The 16227-nt window shown below is 40.4% G+C and carries 17 protein-coding genes; 8 read left to right on the top strand and 9 right to left on the bottom strand.

Features of this window, described 5'->3' with window-relative positions:
• Window positions 1-190: 190 nt before the first annotated feature.
• From trmA to B9T29_RS01755, 3 genes are all read left to right on the top strand, one after another.
• On the top strand, window positions 191-1273 hold the full coding sequence (gene trmA / locus B9T29_RS01745) for a tRNA (uridine(54)-C5)-methyltransferase TrmA (protein ID WP_086174274.1): 1083 nt from the start codon (window positions 191-193) through the stop codon (window positions 1271-1273).
• A gap of 251 nt (window positions 1274-1524) precedes the next feature.
• Complete coding sequence (locus B9T29_RS01750) at window positions 1525-1755, top strand: hypothetical protein (RefSeq protein WP_086174275.1); 231 nt, start codon at window positions 1525-1527, stop codon at window positions 1753-1755.
• 381 nt (window positions 1756-2136) lie between these two features.
• The gene (locus B9T29_RS01755; RefSeq protein ID WP_228146545.1) at window positions 2137-3312 is read left to right on the top strand and encodes an outer membrane protein transport protein; all 1176 of its coding nucleotides are present in this window, start codon (window positions 2137-2139) and stop codon (window positions 3310-3312) included.
• A 36-nt stretch (window positions 3313-3348) separates the two neighbouring features.
• Here B9T29_RS01755 and B9T29_RS01760 read toward each other — a convergent pair whose 3' ends face one another.
• The gene (locus B9T29_RS01760; RefSeq protein WP_086174277.1) at window positions 3349-4119 is read right to left on the bottom strand and encodes a phosphodiester glycosidase family protein; all 771 of its coding nucleotides are present in this window, start codon (window positions 4117-4119) and stop codon (window positions 3349-3351) included.
• A 147-nt stretch (window positions 4120-4266) separates the two neighbouring features.
• Between B9T29_RS01760 and B9T29_RS01765 the strand changes: the two genes are divergently transcribed.
• A complete protein-coding gene (locus B9T29_RS01765) occupies window positions 4267-4803 on the top strand; it encodes a lecithin retinol acyltransferase family protein (protein ID WP_086174278.1) in 537 nt (178 codons plus the stop codon).
• Between the two features lie 91 nt (window positions 4804-4894).
• Here B9T29_RS01765 and B9T29_RS01770 read toward each other — a convergent pair whose 3' ends face one another.
• From B9T29_RS01770 to B9T29_RS01780, 3 genes are all read right to left on the bottom strand, one after another.
• Window positions 4895-5341, bottom strand: a complete 447-nt coding sequence (locus tag B9T29_RS01770; RefSeq protein ID WP_086174279.1) for an SRPBCC domain-containing protein — start codon at window positions 5339-5341, stop codon at window positions 4895-4897.
• Window positions 5342-5460: 119 nt separating this feature from the next.
• Window positions 5461-6372, bottom strand: coding sequence for a bestrophin family protein (locus B9T29_RS01775; RefSeq protein ID WP_086174280.1), 912 nt, complete (start codon window positions 6370-6372; stop codon window positions 5461-5463).
• A 130-nt stretch (window positions 6373-6502) separates the two neighbouring features.
• On the bottom strand, window positions 6503-8227 hold the full coding sequence (locus B9T29_RS01780) for a glutamine--tRNA ligase/YqeY domain fusion protein (protein ID WP_086174281.1): 1725 nt from the start codon (window positions 8225-8227) through the stop codon (window positions 6503-6505).
• Between the two features lie 166 nt (window positions 8228-8393).
• Here B9T29_RS01780 and B9T29_RS01785 point away from each other — a divergent pair, with 166 nt between their 5' ends.
• The 3 genes from B9T29_RS01785 to B9T29_RS01795 all read left to right on the top strand — a co-directional run bounded on the left by B9T29_RS01785 (window position 8394) and on the right by B9T29_RS01795 (window position 10000).
• Window positions 8394-8903 carry a peptidylprolyl isomerase gene (locus B9T29_RS01785; protein WP_067665756.1) on the top strand — a complete coding sequence of 170 codons (510 nt, stop codon included), beginning with the start codon at window positions 8394-8396 and terminating at the stop codon, window positions 8901-8903.
• Between the two features lie 137 nt (window positions 8904-9040).
• The gene (locus B9T29_RS01790) at window positions 9041-9760 is read left to right on the top strand and encodes a UDP-2,3-diacylglucosamine diphosphatase (RefSeq protein ID WP_086174282.1); all 720 of its coding nucleotides are present in this window, start codon (window positions 9041-9043) and stop codon (window positions 9758-9760) included.
• Window positions 9761-9826: 66 nt separating this feature from the next.
• Window positions 9827-10000: a hypothetical protein gene (locus tag B9T29_RS01795; protein WP_228146546.1), complete on the top strand. Its 174-nt coding sequence runs from the start codon at window positions 9827-9829 to the stop codon at window positions 9998-10000.
• Between the two features lie 35 nt (window positions 10001-10035).
• Here B9T29_RS01795 and hpaI read toward each other — a convergent pair whose 3' ends face one another.
• Complete coding sequence (gene hpaI / locus B9T29_RS01800) at window positions 10036-10830, bottom strand: 4-hydroxy-2-oxoheptanedioate aldolase (RefSeq protein ID WP_086174404.1); 795 nt, start codon at window positions 10828-10830, stop codon at window positions 10036-10038.
• Window positions 10831-11084: 254 nt separating this feature from the next.
• On the opposite strand from hpaI, the gene nfsB reads away from it, so the two are divergent.
• Window positions 11085-11738 carry an oxygen-insensitive NAD(P)H nitroreductase gene (nfsB, locus tag B9T29_RS01805; RefSeq protein WP_086174283.1) on the top strand — a complete coding sequence of 218 codons (654 nt, stop codon included), beginning with the start codon at window positions 11085-11087 and terminating at the stop codon, window positions 11736-11738.
• A gap of 697 nt (window positions 11739-12435) precedes the next feature.
• Here nfsB and B9T29_RS01820 read toward each other — a convergent pair.
• The 4 genes from B9T29_RS01820 to B9T29_RS01835 all read right to left on the bottom strand — a co-directional run bounded on the left by B9T29_RS01820 (window position 12436) and on the right by B9T29_RS01835 (window position 16156).
• Window positions 12436-13302, bottom strand: a complete 867-nt coding sequence (locus tag B9T29_RS01820) for a DMT family transporter (protein ID WP_086174286.1) — start codon at window positions 13300-13302, stop codon at window positions 12436-12438.
• A gap of 95 nt (window positions 13303-13397) precedes the next feature.
• Window positions 13398-14435, bottom strand: a complete 1038-nt coding sequence (fba, locus tag B9T29_RS01825) for a class II fructose-bisphosphate aldolase (RefSeq protein WP_086174287.1) — start codon at window positions 14433-14435, stop codon at window positions 13398-13400.
• 122 nt (window positions 14436-14557) lie between these two features.
• Entirely contained in the window at window positions 14558-14830 is a 273-nt protein-coding gene (locus tag B9T29_RS01830; protein WP_086174288.1) for a hypothetical protein, read from the bottom strand.
• 138 nt (window positions 14831-14968) lie between these two features.
• The gene (locus B9T29_RS01835) at window positions 14969-16156 is read right to left on the bottom strand and encodes a phosphoglycerate kinase (protein ID WP_086174289.1); all 1188 of its coding nucleotides are present in this window, start codon (window positions 16154-16156) and stop codon (window positions 14969-14971) included.
• Window positions 16157-16227 lie beyond the last annotated feature (71 nt).

The following is a 16227-nucleotide window of genomic DNA, read 5'->3' on the forward strand; positions in this document are numbered from 1 at the left end:
TATTCAAATAATCCTCATTTTTATCTTTTAATTAAAAATCAGCCTTGATCATTCTCAATATCAAAAAAACCACATTGGGATTTGAGTTCAATCACTATATTTCTGCCGCTGAATGGGCAATAAGTTTAGTCATCTGATTCAAACTTTGTTACCATCCCTGTTTTCAATGTGTTTGTGATTTTTACTGCATATGACTTCAGCTTATCAGTTACAACTTGATGCCAAGATTGCACGTATTTCTGCTCAATTTGCCGAGTTTCATCCCCCTTCTTTAGAAGTATTTCAGTCCCCTGAACAACACTTCCGTATGCGCGCAGAATTCCGTATTTGGCATACTGAAGATGATATGTTCTATGCGATGTTTGAACGCAGTGAAGACAACCAGAAACAGGTGATTCGCATTGACGAATTCCCGATTGCAGATAGCAGCATTAATCAATTGATGCCAGTTTTGCTGCAAGAACTAAAAAGCAATCAGGTATTGTCTAAACGCTTATTTGAAGTTCACTTTCTGGCGACTTTAAAAGGCGAAATGCTGGTTTCCATGATTTATCGTTGCCCGCTGGATGCCGAATGGGAAAGCTTGGCCAAACAGCTGGCTGAAAAACTGAATATCAAAGTGATTGGTCGTAGCCGCGGTCAGAAAGTAGTACTCAGTGATGAATTTGTGGTTGAAGAACTGCAAGTATTCGATCGTACTTACAAATACAAGCAAATCGAAAGCAGCTTTACCCAGCCGAATGCTCAAGTCTGCCAGAAGATGCTGGAATGGGCATGCAATGCTGCTGAACAGTCCGATAAAGACTTGCTCGAATTGTACTGTGGTAACGGTAACTTTACCCTGCCGCTGTCAACCAGATTCAATCGCGTACTGGCTACTGAACTGGCTAAATCATCTGTTTATGCGGCGCAGTGGAATATTGAACAAAACCAGATTGATAATATTCAGGTGGCACGTCTTTCAGCTGAAGATTTCACTCAAGCCTATAATGGTGAACGTGAATTCCGCCGCTTGCAAGAAGCAAAAATCGATATCTCCAGCTATGATTTTGATACGGTATTTGTCGATCCGCCACGTGCAGGTATTGATGATGAAACTTTGAAACTGATTCAACGCTTTGAACGTATCATTTATATTTCATGTAACCCGGATACTTTACAGGACAACTTGAAGACATTATCAACCACGCATAAAATTACCCAATTTGCGATGTTTGACCAGTTCCCCTACACCCATCATGTCGAATCGGGCGTACTCTTGGAAAAGATTTAAACAATTTATTTCATTGTAAAGTCTGAATCTGTTTTTACCTCAATGAAGCTCAACTGAGCTTCATTTTTATTTCATTGAAAATAAATCATTTATAAATAATTCCGAATAGTAAATCTCATAATATCGTTAAAGTGTTTAGTTATTATCGGAAAATTAAAGGCTCAATTGATCCTTTTATGGCTTTAGCAGGCTTGTATTATTCAAAAATTTGGATATATTTCGATCTATATTAGGTTGTGTATGAAGGCTCTATGAGTTTTTGGCAAAAGCTGTTTTCTGCTAATCAACAGCAAAACGAACACAAGAATCAAATCACTTGTGTCGAAAATGATTGCTCTTGTAAATCGAATGAACAATTGATCCAGGCTTTAGCCCAAGCGACAGATGAAAAAGTCATCATTGGAATTAAAAAGGTTTTAGCTTCACGAGGTTATAGCCGTAAAGAGTTAAATGAATTACAGCATCTACCACTGCAACAGTAGAGTCTAAACCCTCTAAATAAAGGCATTTAGTTAACTAAATGCCTTTTTTATTGGTTCATAAAAACAGTTTATTTCCAGATATTTCTAGATTTTAATACTTCGAAACATAGTTTTCGCAATTCATCCAGAATTTGCTATTCCGCACATTTTAAAAGTGCTCTACTAAACATATAAACAAGAAAGTAAGAAAGTAAGAAAGTAAGAAAGTAAGAAAGTAAGAAAGTAAGAAAGTAAGAAAGTAAGAAAGTAAGAAAGTAAGAATAAAAAAACAACAAAACTAAAAAATAACAATAAGCCTAAAAAGGAAAATATATGCAACCGTATTATCCTAGACTGGCAATATTATGCAGCCTAATCTCCAGCCATAGTCTGGCGGCAGCCATGGACCAATCAGGACAGTCTGTGCTGCCTTTTCTTGAAACCGGGCATTATTTTGAAGCCACGATTACTGCTGCCGATCCTGAAGTGTCGGGGCATACCTTAGGTTCACGTCCAGATTTGGTTAATCCTGACAGTGCTGATAATACAACCGATAATATTGCCCAGAATTTTCAGTACCAGAGTGCCGCGCTGAAACTGCAATTCGTTCCAAATTTCTCTTTTGGCATTCTTTATGATCAGCCATTTGGCTCGGATTTACACTATCCATTAAAAGACAATGGCAGTTTCTCCGATACGGCACTGAGCCAGCAAGGCACACAGGTCAACATTGACAGCCAGAATCTGAGTCTCATTTTAGGCTACCAACCTGTCAAAAATATAAATCTATATGCAGGCCCTGCCTATCAAACCGTAAAAGGTGATGTGGCACTGCGTGGACTGGTATATGCTCAATTTAATGGTTATAACGCCAAGTTTAAACAAGACGCTGCGCTCGGCTGGAAAGCCGGTTTTGCCTATCAGCTTCCCGAGCTAGCCTTAAAAGCCGCATTGACCTATCACTCTAAAATTAATCACAAAATCAATGTGGAAGAAAACATTTTGGGCACTCCATTACTTCTGATAGATAATGCCAAAACCAAAATTTCTACCCCACAATCGGTCAATCTGGATTTCCAGACCGGTATCATGAGCGGAACTTTACTGTACTCGAACATTCGCTGGGTCAACTGGAAAGATTTTGTGATACGCCCTACCCAGTTCGGCGCATTGTCAGCACTTGCCACCACTGCCCTCAGCAACGGCACTTATACTGAAGGCTTTAATCTGGATGATTATCAAAAGAACCAATGGAGTGCAACCTTAGGCATTGCAAGGCAACTGACCACGAAATGGTCTGGCGCATTTGATCTGGGTTGGGATTCAGGCACAGGTAATCCCGCATCAATTTTGAATCCCACCAAAGGTTACTGGAGTATCGGCTTGGGGCTACAGTTTAATCCTGAAGCAAATTATTTTTTTTCAGGCGGCATCAAATACTATTGGCTCGGTGATGCAACTGCGCAGAATGGTACTTATTATCTCCCGCTTCCTGGTGTGTCTGAAGCATCACAAGTCGGGCAATTTAATAATAACCATGCCATCGGCTATGGTTTAAAAATTGGCTACAAGTTTTAGTTGGTGAAGATTTTTAATGGTGACAACTTTAATTCATTAAGTAGCACAGTTCTTTTGCTCGATATAGGCAACCATCGGTCCCAGATTAAAGCGTGAGTCGAAGCGCTTTAATTGTGGAATATAGGCACTTGAAATTGAATCGTCCAGATACAGGGCATTTTGCACTTTAAGCTGTTGTTGAAAAAATTGTGCAAATTGATAAAAACTGACTGCATTTCGACTGATCACAAAATATAAGCTTTGATCTTTAATCCCGACGGCATTTCTGATTTTAAAGGAATCTGAATCCTTTAAAAATTGGGGATTAATCTGCCCGTCAATCACCAGCATGGGTCCAGATTGCGTCGCGTATTCGGCATTAAAATTGAGCTTTTGATAATCTTGCGTTGTGGCGATCAGGCTTTGTTTTGAATTCCAGGCCAGCACACCATTGGGTTGTAGATGAAAATTGCCATAACCTTGTTTTAGCGTGTTGAGTTTCTGCTGTTGCTGAGCTGCTTCAACATATAAGCCGACCGGAGCATAGTCTGCATGATACATTCCGGCATTCATGGCAAACAGCAGCTTTTCACATGGTTTCAACTGCTTTGCCACGGCCTTGAATTTACCTAGCGATTGATGGGTTTGGTTATCATTTAAAAACAGGCGCAAGTTTTGTGGCTGATCTATTTTGACCACATCAACATCTACCCTTTCATTTTGCCAGCGCTGGATATGAAGGTCAGCATAAGTAATGCTGTTGGTGCTAAGTAAAGCAATCACTACAGATTTTATTAACAATACTTTCTTCATGCTGGTGTGGCTCATGATGTATGCTGAGTCCTGACATTTTATACTGCGATGTAGTGTCTATATAAAAGCTAGTCAACTCCGTGAAATAGTCGATTCTTTTATAAAGAAGCAGTAAACTAGATCAACAAAATACATTTGTAACTTTATTGGTTAAACGTCTACATGCAACAGCAGAAAACACGATTTCCTTTAGGGACACATCTTATCGTTAAACACTTTGGATATTCCCATCACGGCATCTATGCAGGTCGTGGTCGGGTCATCCATTATTCAGGTTTTGCCCATTTATTCAAGAAACGTCCCATTGAGATCACCTCACTGGAAAAGTTCAGCTTTGGTAAAACCATCATCGTCCAGCACTATAGCAATCCCAAATTTAGAGGTCGCAAGGTAGTACGGCGTATGCGTTCGCGTATGAAAGAAAACCAGTATCATCTGATTATTAACAATTGCGAACATTTATGTACCTGGGCAATTACTGGTATCGAAAGTAGTCCACAGGTCATTCACATGATGAACCGCTTAACCACCATTGGTTATGTCAGTTCTCTCATGAGCTTTATGAACAGCATGTTACTGACCCTCACCACTACGTGTTTTGCTTTAGTGCTCTACATCAAGAAAAAATTACGGGATAAAGCAAAAAAACGAATTCCACATTATTTATTGTTAAAACAACAAAATTCCAGAAAGCAATAATGGATTTGCTTTCAATCTCAATCTGCACAATTTAATTTTTATTTTAGACCCTTTGAAAAATGACGAATATTTGCAAATTTTTAGCTCTCATTTAAACAAAAGGCGGAAATTTGTCATTGACCAGATTTAACTGCGCCCCATATTCCAGATAAGCCTTACAGCCATCCAGCACAGTGGTGAACCCTGATGTTTGCTCAATCGCGAAAGCAACTAAGTCTGAACCTTGCAAAGAAATATCATAATTGCGAATGCGCAGATAAGTTTCTTGTTCGGATATTTTCTCAAAAATAAAATCTACCGTGCTCTTGGGTTCTCCCCAGACAATCTGAATCAGTTCATTATTAATCAGCTGTTCGACATACACACTGCTGGTCACTTCATATTTTTCCCAATACCAGTCTACGGTTGTGTTTTCTATCAAGTGGCCGGTAGATGAAGTAAACCAAAACTTGCTGGTGATTTCCGGGTCAATAAAGGCCTTAAATACTTCTGCAACCGGTTTGCGAATTAACATCTGGGTTTCTATGACTACGCTCATTGAAATCTTCCTTTTTATTCTTCTTCTCAGTGATAGCACACATCCGAAATTCATGGCTATCACTGAATTGTTAAAGACTTAAACGGGGCCGTGTAGAGGCAAAAATGATTTTTCTAAACTTAACTTAAATTACCTTTATAGCTTGAAAGTACTGGTGGAATTTCAGCCCCTAATGAACTTAACATTTCCCGTTCAATATTTCGCACAATTGAATTGAGGGGTAAATCATTTTCCTGAAGTCCAAATGGTTCTTCCAACTCTGCGCTGAGCGCATCCAGACCTAAAAACAAATAGGCAATTAATGCCACAATTACAGGTGTCCAAATACCGAAACTCGCTTCAATACTGAACGGCAAAATTAAACAGAATGAATAAACTGCCCGATGTAATAAAACTGAATAAGAAAATGGCAATGGCGTAGTCATAATACGATCACAGCCTGCATGAATATCGCCCATGGCAACGGTATGTCGAGTCAACGTGCTATAGATAATGTCGCTAATTTGACCTTGCTTATAAAACAGCACCAAATCTTTTTGTATGATCTCAAGTAAATACTGCGGCGCATTGATATGTTCAGCACACTGCTGCCATTGCACATCGCTTAAATTGACATTATTTCGGAAATGTTGAATATCTGTTGCTTGATGACGTAACCGGTCGCGTAGTAGATAGCAAAATAACATAACCCGATACATCAAAATCTGACGTTGAGAATCTTCCAGCACATGACTATCACGAATAATATGCCGCGTATTGGCAATCAGTGTGCCCCAAAGCTTGCGCCCTTCCCACCAGCGGTCATAACAAGCCGTATTCCTAAAACTTAAGAAGATCGAAAGAATCACACCGAAGATGGTAAAGCCAATGGCAGGAACTTCTGGCATAGTCAAGAAATGTGCTGCACTTAAATACACCAACAGTGCCGATAAACTGACTACAACTGCTAGAGCTGGCATCACTTTAGGTAAAATTGTGCCATGCCATGCAAATAACAGCATAAAGCTATTATTTTTATCTCGAATAATCACAAATTTCCCCTCATGAAACTTAGTCGCTTCAATGTTTATACAATACCTTTCATGAAAAAGCCCAACCGAAGTTGAGCTTGATCTAAACATTTTTGACTCAACAGTGAATCATCCTAGACAATCAACAATGCTATTTTCCAGGCTTAAAGCTGTCTTTTAAATCCAGAATACGGTTAAACACTGGTTTTGCTGTCGTGTGATCATATTGATCTGCCACGAAGTAGCCTTCACGTTCAAACTGGAAACGGTCTTCCGGTTGAGCTTCAGCTAAAGCCGGTTCAATCACCGCTTGAACCACTTTGAGTGATTCAGGATTTAAGTTGGCAAGGAAGTCATCACCCACTTCCGGATCAGATTCAGTAAATAAACGGTCGTAGATACGAACTTCAGCCGGTATACCTTGAGTTGCAGATACCCAATGCACCACGCCTTTCACTTTACGGCCTTCAGGATTTTTACCTAAAGTTTCCGGGTCAATTGAACATTTCAGTTCAACCACTTCACCGTTAGCATCCTTAATCACTTCATCGCACTTGATCACGTAAGCATGACGTAAACGTACTTCACCTTCAGGAATTAAACGTTTAAAGCCTTTCGGTGGCACTTCTTCAAAATCTTTACGGTCAATGTAGATTTCTTGAGATAAAGGAATAATACGGTCGCCCATGTCGACGTTTGGATGACGCGCATGAGTCAAATCCATATCTTCAGGCAAGTTGGTCAAAGTCACTTTCAGTGGATTTAACACCGCCATACCACGCGCAGCGGTATTTTCCAAAGACTGACGGATACAGTATTCCAGCATTGCAACATCAACAATACTACCATCGACTTTAGAGACACCCACACGTTTACAGAAATCACGCAAACCTTCAGGCGTGAAACCGCGGCGGCGCATCCCAACAACGGTTGGCATACGTGGATCATCCCAACCTTGTACAAAGCCACCTTCTACCAGTTTACGTAGCTTACGTTTAGAGGTAATGGTGTAATCCACATTTAGACGGCTTGATTCGTACTGACGTGGAACGGCTGGAGATTTAACTTTCTCGATAACCCAGTCATAAAACGGACGGTGATCCTGGAATTCCAAGGTACATAAAGAGTGAGTCACACCTTCAATGGCATCAGATAATGGATGCGCATAGTCATACATTGGGTACATTTTCCATTTATCGCCAGTCTGGTGATGAGCAGAATGCAGAATTCGATACAGGATTGGATCACGCATATGCACGTTTGGAGAAGCCATATCAATTTTGGCACGCAGTACAGCCTGACCTTCACCCAGTTCGCCATTACGCATTTGTTCAAAACGCGCCAGGTTTTCTTCTACAGTCGCGTCACGGAATGGAGAGTTTTTACCCGGTTCTACAAATGAACCACGGTTTAACTTAATTTCTTCAGGGGTTTGCAAATCGACATAAGCATCGCCTTGTTCAATCAGTTGTACTGCCCAGGTGTACAGTTGATCGAAATAACTTGATGCATAACGCGGTTCACCATTCCAGTTAAAACCAAGCCATTTTACGTCGTTGGCAATACCGTCTACATATTCTTGTTCTTCTGCGTCCGGGTTGGTATCGTCAAAACGCAGGTTACATACACCATCAAATTCTTGCGCAACACCAAAGTTCAAACAAATCGCTTTCACGTGACCAATATGCAAATAACCATTCGGTTCTGGTGGAAAACGTGTCACCACTTGCTGCGTACGGCCTGCCACCAAATCGTCAGTAATCACTTGGCGTACAAAGTCTAAGCCCGGCTGTTGTTCTTGCTGCGCAGCATCGACAGATTGAGTACTTGTTGTCGGGTTATTTGGCAGGGATGAAACAACATCATTCGGCTTCATAGTTGATAAATCACTTCTATAAGATAAAATAGGATAATTAAAACGCTTTTCTCTATTTTTAACAAAGAAAATAACGTTTTTGCTTGCCTTGTAGTTTACAGTTTGCTTATGCTTCTCTCAACCAAAAACCCATGGCTTTTTTAGTCCATGATCAGGAGATTATAGAATGAGTTTTCCTCAAGTCGAATTAAACACCAATAAAGGACGCATTGTTCTAGAACTTAACTCAGAAAAAGCACCTAAAACTGTTGCAAACTTCTTGGAATACGTTCGTGACGGTTTTTATGATGGCGTAATTTTCCACCGTGTTATTGACGGTTTCATGATCCAAGGCGGTGGCATGGATGAAAACTTCAAAGAAAAAGCAACACGTGACGCGATTGAAAATGAAGCGGATAACGGCTTAACCAACGATTTGGGTACTATTGCAATGGCACGTACTCAAGCGCCTCATTCTGCATCTGCTCAGTTCTTCATTAACGTGGGTAATAATGCATTCCTGAACCACTCTGGCAAAAATGCTCAAGGCTGGGGCTATGCAGTATTTGGTAAAGTGACTGAAGGTCTTGACGTAGTTAACGAAATTAAAGGCGTTCGTACCGGTAACCGTGGCTACCACGCTGACGTTCCATTAGAAAACGTTGTAATCGAATCTGCAAAAATCATTTCTGAATAAGAAGAATCCCTCCTAGCCTCCCTTTAAAAAGGGAGGAACTTTCCTTCATAAAATAAAGGTTTATCCCTTTAATATAAAAGTTGGAAAGTCCCTCTTTATCAAAGAGGGATTTAGGGAGATTAAAAGGAAAAAAATTAGTGACCTATCTGTTTATCTCTGATTTACATTTGTCACCTGAACACCCTCGACTCGTTCGGGGGTTTTTGGATTTATTAGACAGTTATAAAGATAGAAATACCCAGCTCTATATTTTGGGTGACTGGTTTAATGCCTGGATTGGCGACGACTACACCGCGCCTTGGCTAGATGAAATCGTGCATGCCCTGCAAAAATTTAATCGTGCTGGCAATCATGTTTATTTTCAGGCCGGCAACCGTGATTTCGCGCTAGGTAAAAAATTCCTAAAACAGTTCAATGGCACAGTACTCACTGAACCGGCAATTTTAAAAATATCCCAAACTACATACCGTTTAGAACATGGTGACTTGCTCTGCACTGATGATGTGTCATATCAAAAGTTCCGTAAAATCATTCGCAATCCATTGCTTTTAGGTTTTTTAAAACGCCTGCCTTTAAGCTTTCGGCAAAAACTGGCCAATGGTTTCCGTAAAAAAAGTGCAGAAACCAAGCAAGTGAAGTCTTATGACATCATGGATGTGAATCAGTTTGCTGTGAAAGTTGCTTTAGAACATGTTGATGTATTGATTCATGGCCATACCCATCGTGCTGCCATTCATGAACTACGCGATAAAAAAAGAATTGTTCTGGGCGACTGGCGTGCACATGAAGCACGGATTCTGGAAATTAATCCTGAGCAAGATAATCAAAAATTAGAATTAAAGACTTGGAGTTATTAAAATAAAAGCTGAAAACAATAAATTCGAAAACTTGATTAAGTTATTTGTAATATATTATCTTTATTTATGAATGATAAAGTTCAAGAAAAGGCATTAAATCCAAATGAGCAAGCAATAGCTTGGCTTGAGACAATGAAATTTATTATTAACACTGGAAAAATTGACGGTAATAAAAAAGTATTCAGAATTGAACCCACTTTATCAAAACATCTTTTACAGAATCCAAATAGTTTATATTAAATAAAAAGCCCAATAAATATTGGGCTTTTTATCCATTAATACCCACCTTCAGATTTAACCAGTTCAGTTCCATCTTTATATTTCGCTAAAAGCTCGCGTAGAGAATTTATCAATACACTGGTATCTACACCCACCGCAACAAACTCGGTACCCAAATCAAGATACTGTTGTGTAGCTTCATGTTGGGTAGATAAAATACCGGCTGCTTTACCTGAAGCACGTATGCGCTGAATGGCATCTATTACAGCTTTTTTTACTTCCGGATGGTTAGGATTACCCTGATAGCCCATGGTGGCAGACAAATCCACAGCGCCAATAAATACCCCATCAATGCCTTCTACTTTGAGAATCTCATCCAGATTTTCCAGACCTGTTACCGATTCAATCTGAATCAGCAGACAAATATTTTCATGGGCCTTTGCATAATAGTCAGGAATACTGTTCCAGCGTGTTGCACGCGCCAGTGCCGCGCCCACACCACGAATACCCTCTGGTGGATAGCGTACCGCTTTGACCATCAGTTCAGCTTGTTCAACCGTTTCCACCATGGGAATGAGTAAGGTCTGTGCACCAATATCCAAAAGCTGTTTAATCAGTTGCACACTGCCAATCGGTGGACGAACCACGGCTTGGGAAGGATAAGCCGCAATGCTTTGCAGTTGAGAGAGTGTAGTTCGTAAATCACTGGGTGCATGTTCACCGTCAATCAGCAACCAGTCATAACCTGCATTGGCAGCGATTTCAGTGCCATAAGCATCTGCCAGCCCGACCCATAAGCCAATCTGCTGCTCAGTTTTTAGTCTTCTTTTAAAATGGTTTGTATCATCTATCATTTACTTACTCCACCCAATAACTACATGCTGAATTGATTAAACGTCATTTGGCAAAAAGTACCAATATTGATTTCGTATTTTGTCATTGTATATAGCTATTAATGATTCATTTTATTCAATTTTTTACTCTAAATTAGAATAAATATTCGTACTCTATACGCCAAAATATAAGTTATCTAAAAATTCTTCTAAGCTATTTCAGCCATGAATCAGGTAAAATCATAAAAAATTTAATAGTGGAAATGTCACTCATGGATTTGTTAAACGTTTCAAAAACACGTTACACCACCAAAGCATACGATGCTTCAAAAAAAATTCCGCAGCAGCAATTTGAACGTTTATTGGAAATTCTGCGTCTCACACCATCCTCTATCAACATTCAACCCTGGCATTTTTTTATTGCCGATCATCCAGCGGCCAAAGAGCGCATTGCCAAGGCTTTAGTGGGTAAATATGCCTACAATGCACCTAAAGTCTTAGATTCCTCTCACACCATTCTGTTCTGTACCAAAGCAGATATCAGTGAACAGCATTTAGATACCCTACTCACCCACGATGATGTCAGCGGCCGCTTTAAAGATGAAAAAGCCAAACAGGGACAAAAAGACAGCCGTAGCGGTTATGTGGATTATTACCGTAATGAAAAAGGTGATATTCAACGCTGGGCAGAAAATCAGACCTTTATTGCACTGGGCCAACTACTGCTGGCCGCAGGTATTGAAGGTGTAGATGCCACTCCTATTGGTGGATTTGATGAACAAATCATCCGTCAAGAACTGGAATTAGATGAAAAAGGTTTAATTCCATCCGTCATTATGACGTTGGGTTATCGCAGTGAAAGTGATTTCAATGCTCAGTTACCCAAATCACGTCTGGGTCGTGAAGAAATTTTTACCAAGCTTTGATTAAAAAAAATTACAATAAAAGGGGCTAAAATGCCCCTTTTATGTCATTCCGGGACTTATTTTTGCAACAATATTGCGGTATATTTGCCCAAAAATAATAAACGGTAATTCCCGATCATGCCTCCAGCTATTAAAATGCCGATAAAATTTGAATGCAAATCTTGTAAAACGGTTTACATGCACAAATACAGCCCAGATGCTATTTTGACTTCATATCCCACATGCCCTCATTGTCAGCAGCCTGGTCAACTTCAAGGCACAATTGAAATGCAAGATCTATTCAAGCATCCTATCGCTATGGCTCATTACTATTTGCAAGATACCTTACAACGGTTTCAACGCTCATAATTAAGTCAATGTCCTTATTTTATAAGCCTTAACAATCTGCAAATACAGCGTATTTAGATGCACTGTATTTTTAATTTAATTTTTTTGCACTGACTATTTTATGGTCTGCTTTTTGCTACATCCCCACCTATAACGATTAAAATTTTTAAGAGGTTCAGCATGTTTTTATTTATACCTATGCCAATGAAATTTGAATGCCATCACTGCCGGCAATGTTATATTCACCTCTATCAACAAAAAGATCACCACTATCCTGCCTGCCCTGCTTGCCATAACAATGGTTTGCTGATGGGTATAGCGGAGCCAGGAGATTTTCTTCAACATCCCCTTATGTTTCTATCCGGTTATCTTAAACAGACATGGCATAAGCTAAGCAAATGACACTCGCCAAACCCAAAGCCAGCCCGAATGCAGTTGCGGGTTTTACTTTTTCTTTAAACAGCATTACACCACTGAAAGCCCCCAATAGCACCACCAGAATATTCATGCCTGCAAACACAATTGCAGGTGTGTCTTTCAATAAAATATGCGCCTGAACATAAAGGGCAATATTGGCAAAGTTCAACATTCCCAGCCCCATTCCAGCCAGCATATTTTTTTTACTGCCAGCTGTTTTTGTGGTTAGGAGGATATAACTCAAAGACAAGATAAAGGCACAGATAAACATTAAATTCAGTGCCACGGCAAACTGCACACCCAGACCAGTGGTGTATTTCAATAACACATCAATCAAGGCATATCCACACCAGACCAATGCCAAATAAAACATACCTTGTCTGGTAGCAACGGATTGACCTGACTGTGCCTGATGATGTGAAAATAAAATACTGAGTACGGCGGAAATCCCTAATCCGATACCGATTATTTTCAGAGTATTAAACTGTTCCTGAAAAATAAAAAATGCTGCTAACAGCGACAAGACTACAGATAAACGCTGGGCGATTTCAGTTTTTACAATACCGGCATATTGCAAGGATTTCGCTAGACACAAGAAAATGCTCGGCAGTAACACACCCAGCGCTACAATCAGCCACCACGGCGTATCTACAACTGAAATATGCTGTAAATCCGGCTTAAACCACAGATAACACAACAGACTCGCAGAAGCATAATTCCAGACAATCATCTGCAAGGCATCAAAACCTTTGGCTTTGCATAGTTTTAAAAGAATAGAGATGACGACACTACAGCACGCTGCAGCCAGTATAAGTTCCATCTTTTGTCTATTTTCCTTATTTATAATGGATGAAGAATTAGATACAAAAAAGCCCACAATCACTGTGGGCTTTTGATTATAGATAATCTTGAAGATTATTTATAACGATTCACCATTTTCTCTAAAGAAATTGGACGAATCTTGTCTGCATGACCTGCAGTACCAAACGCAGTATAACGATCTACACAAATTTGTTTCATTGCAACAATAGTTTCTGCAAAGAATTTACGCGGATCGAATTCGCTTGGTTTTTCAGCCATCATACGGCGCATTGCACCAGTTGAAGCCAAACGCAAGTCAGTGTCGATATTGATTTTACGTACACCGTGTTTGATCGCTTCAACCAGTTGCTCAACAGGTACACCATAAGTTTCTTTGATGTCGCCGCCGAATTCATTGATTACAGCCAACCATTCTTGTGGCACAGAGCTTGAACCGTGCATTACAAGATGGGTATTTGGTAACGCAGCATGAATTTCTTTAATACGGTCAATCGCCAGGATATCACCTGTAGGTGGACGAGTGAATTTGTACGCACCATGTGAAGTACCTACAGCAATCGCCAATGCATCTACATTGGTATCGGCAACAAAACTACGTGCTTCTTCAACTGAAGTAAGTAGTTGAGAATGGTCAAGAACGCCTTCTGCGCCTACACCATCTTCTTCACCAGCCATACCGGTTTCAAGGCTACCTAAGCAACCAATTTCACCTTCAACTGAAACACCACAAGCGTGCGCCATTTGAACTGTACGACGTGTTACATCTACATTGTATTCATAACTTGTCGGTGTTTTACCGTCTGCACCCAATGAACCATCCATCATGACTGATGAAAAGCCCAACTGGATTGAGCGTTGGCATACATCAGGGTCAGTACCATGATCTTGATGCATAACCACTGGAATATGTGGCCACTCTTCAATTGCTGCCAAAATTAAATGACGTAAGAATGGAGCCCCTGCATATTTACGAGCACCGGCTGATGCCTGAACGATTACAGGTGAATTGGTTTCGTCTGCGGCCAACATAATTGCACGCATTTGTTCTAAGTTGTTTACGTTGAACGCTGGTACGCCGTAGTTGTGTTCTGCAGCGTGATCCAAGAGCTGGCGCATCGAGATTAGAGCCATAATATCCTCCCAGGTGATGCGCCATATTCTACATGCTGAATCATTTCAATTCAGCAACAAAACACACTATTTCAAAAAAAATCCCTGCTTATGCAGGGACTTTTAAATAAAAAACCACAAACTTATTGAGCAGTTGCTGTAGAGGCAGCATCATCAGTAGCGGCAGTCGCTTCATCTGCTGGTGCATTTGCCACTTCAGCAGGTACATCAGTATTTTTTTCATCCAAGACAGGCTTATCCAGTGCATCAATCGCTTTTTGCTGTTCTGGAGTCGTCTGTTCCTCTACTGCTGCAGAAGCGGCAGTTTCCGTTTTAGGGGCTTCATCTTTCTTGGCACAGGCTGTCAAAGCCAAAGGTAAAACCACAAGTGCTGCAAGTGTTAATTTTAAGTTCATCACGTTTTCCTACCACAGGAGATTTAATGACGAGGATTTTATTGCAGATATATTGCATTTTTATGACTAAAAAATGACTACCCAGAATGAAAAAAGGCTGACCAAAGTCAACCTTTTGATTGCAGCTAGACGGCTTAATTAAGCACGTTCTAAAAGCACAGCAACCGCTGGAAGCGTTTTGCCTTCAACAAATTCAAGGAATGCACCACCACCAGTAGAGATATAACCAATCTTGTCTGCAACTTCGTATTTGTCGATTGCCGCTAAAGTATCGCCACCACCAGCAATAGAGAAACCATTAGATTCTGCAATTGCTAAAGAGAGTGCTTTCGTACCTTCACCGAACTGATCCACTTCAAACACGCCTACCGGACCATTCCAAAGAATAGTTTTTGAAGTTTTGATAATTTCAGCAAATGCTTTGGCAGTTTCTGGACCAACATCAAGGATCATGTCGTTGTCAGCAACATCTTCAACTTTTTTCACAACTGCTTTAGCAGCAGCTAATGAACCCAAGAAATCATCAAAGTTGATTTCAGCTGCATCCGCAACCACAACATCAGTTGGAAGCGGTACAGAAACTTTTGCCGCAATCGCTTTTGCAGTATCAATCAAATCATTTTCGCATAATGATTTACCTACATTGAAACCTGCCGCAGCCAGGAAGGTATTAGCAATACCACCACCGACGATGATTTGATCGCAAATATCTGAAAGTGAAGTGAGTACGTCAAGTTTAGTTGACACTTTAGAACCTGCAACAATGGCAACCATTGGTTTTTCAGGTGTTTTAAGTGCACGGCCTAAAGCATCCAGTTCTGCTGCAAGTAAAGGACCAGCTGCTGCCACTTTTGCGAAACGCGCTACGCCTTCAGTTGACGCTTCTGCACGGTGTGCAGTACCGAATGCATCCATCACGAATACATCGCAAAGCGCAGCATATTTTTGTGCAAGTTCAGGATTGTTTTTCTTTTCACCAGCATTGAAACGGCAGTTTTCAAGAAGTACCACTTGACCTGCTGTAACTTCAACACCATCCAGATAGTCAGTGAAAAGTTTTACTTCCTGACCCAAAGCTTCAGTCAAATAAGCTGCAACTGGTGCTAAAGACTGTTCAGGTTTTGGCTCACCTTCAACCGGACGACCAAGGTGTGAATAAACCATGACTGCAGCACCTTTTTCCAAGGCCGCTTTAATGGTAGGTAATGCTGCGCGTAAACGTGCATCACTGGTAATTACACCGTTTTTAACAGGAACGTTTAAATCTTCACGAATTAGTACACGCTTACCTGCCAAATCCAGGTCAGTCATACGCTGAAAGTTCATGTATAGCTCACTTTATAGATATAAAAAACGCCCCGATTTTAAATGATTATGTAGAAAAAGGTTAGCTTCTT

The organism is Acinetobacter sp. ANC 3903 (assembly GCF_002135315.1).
Taxonomy (GTDB): Bacteria; Pseudomonadota; Gammaproteobacteria; order Pseudomonadales; family Moraxellaceae; genus Acinetobacter.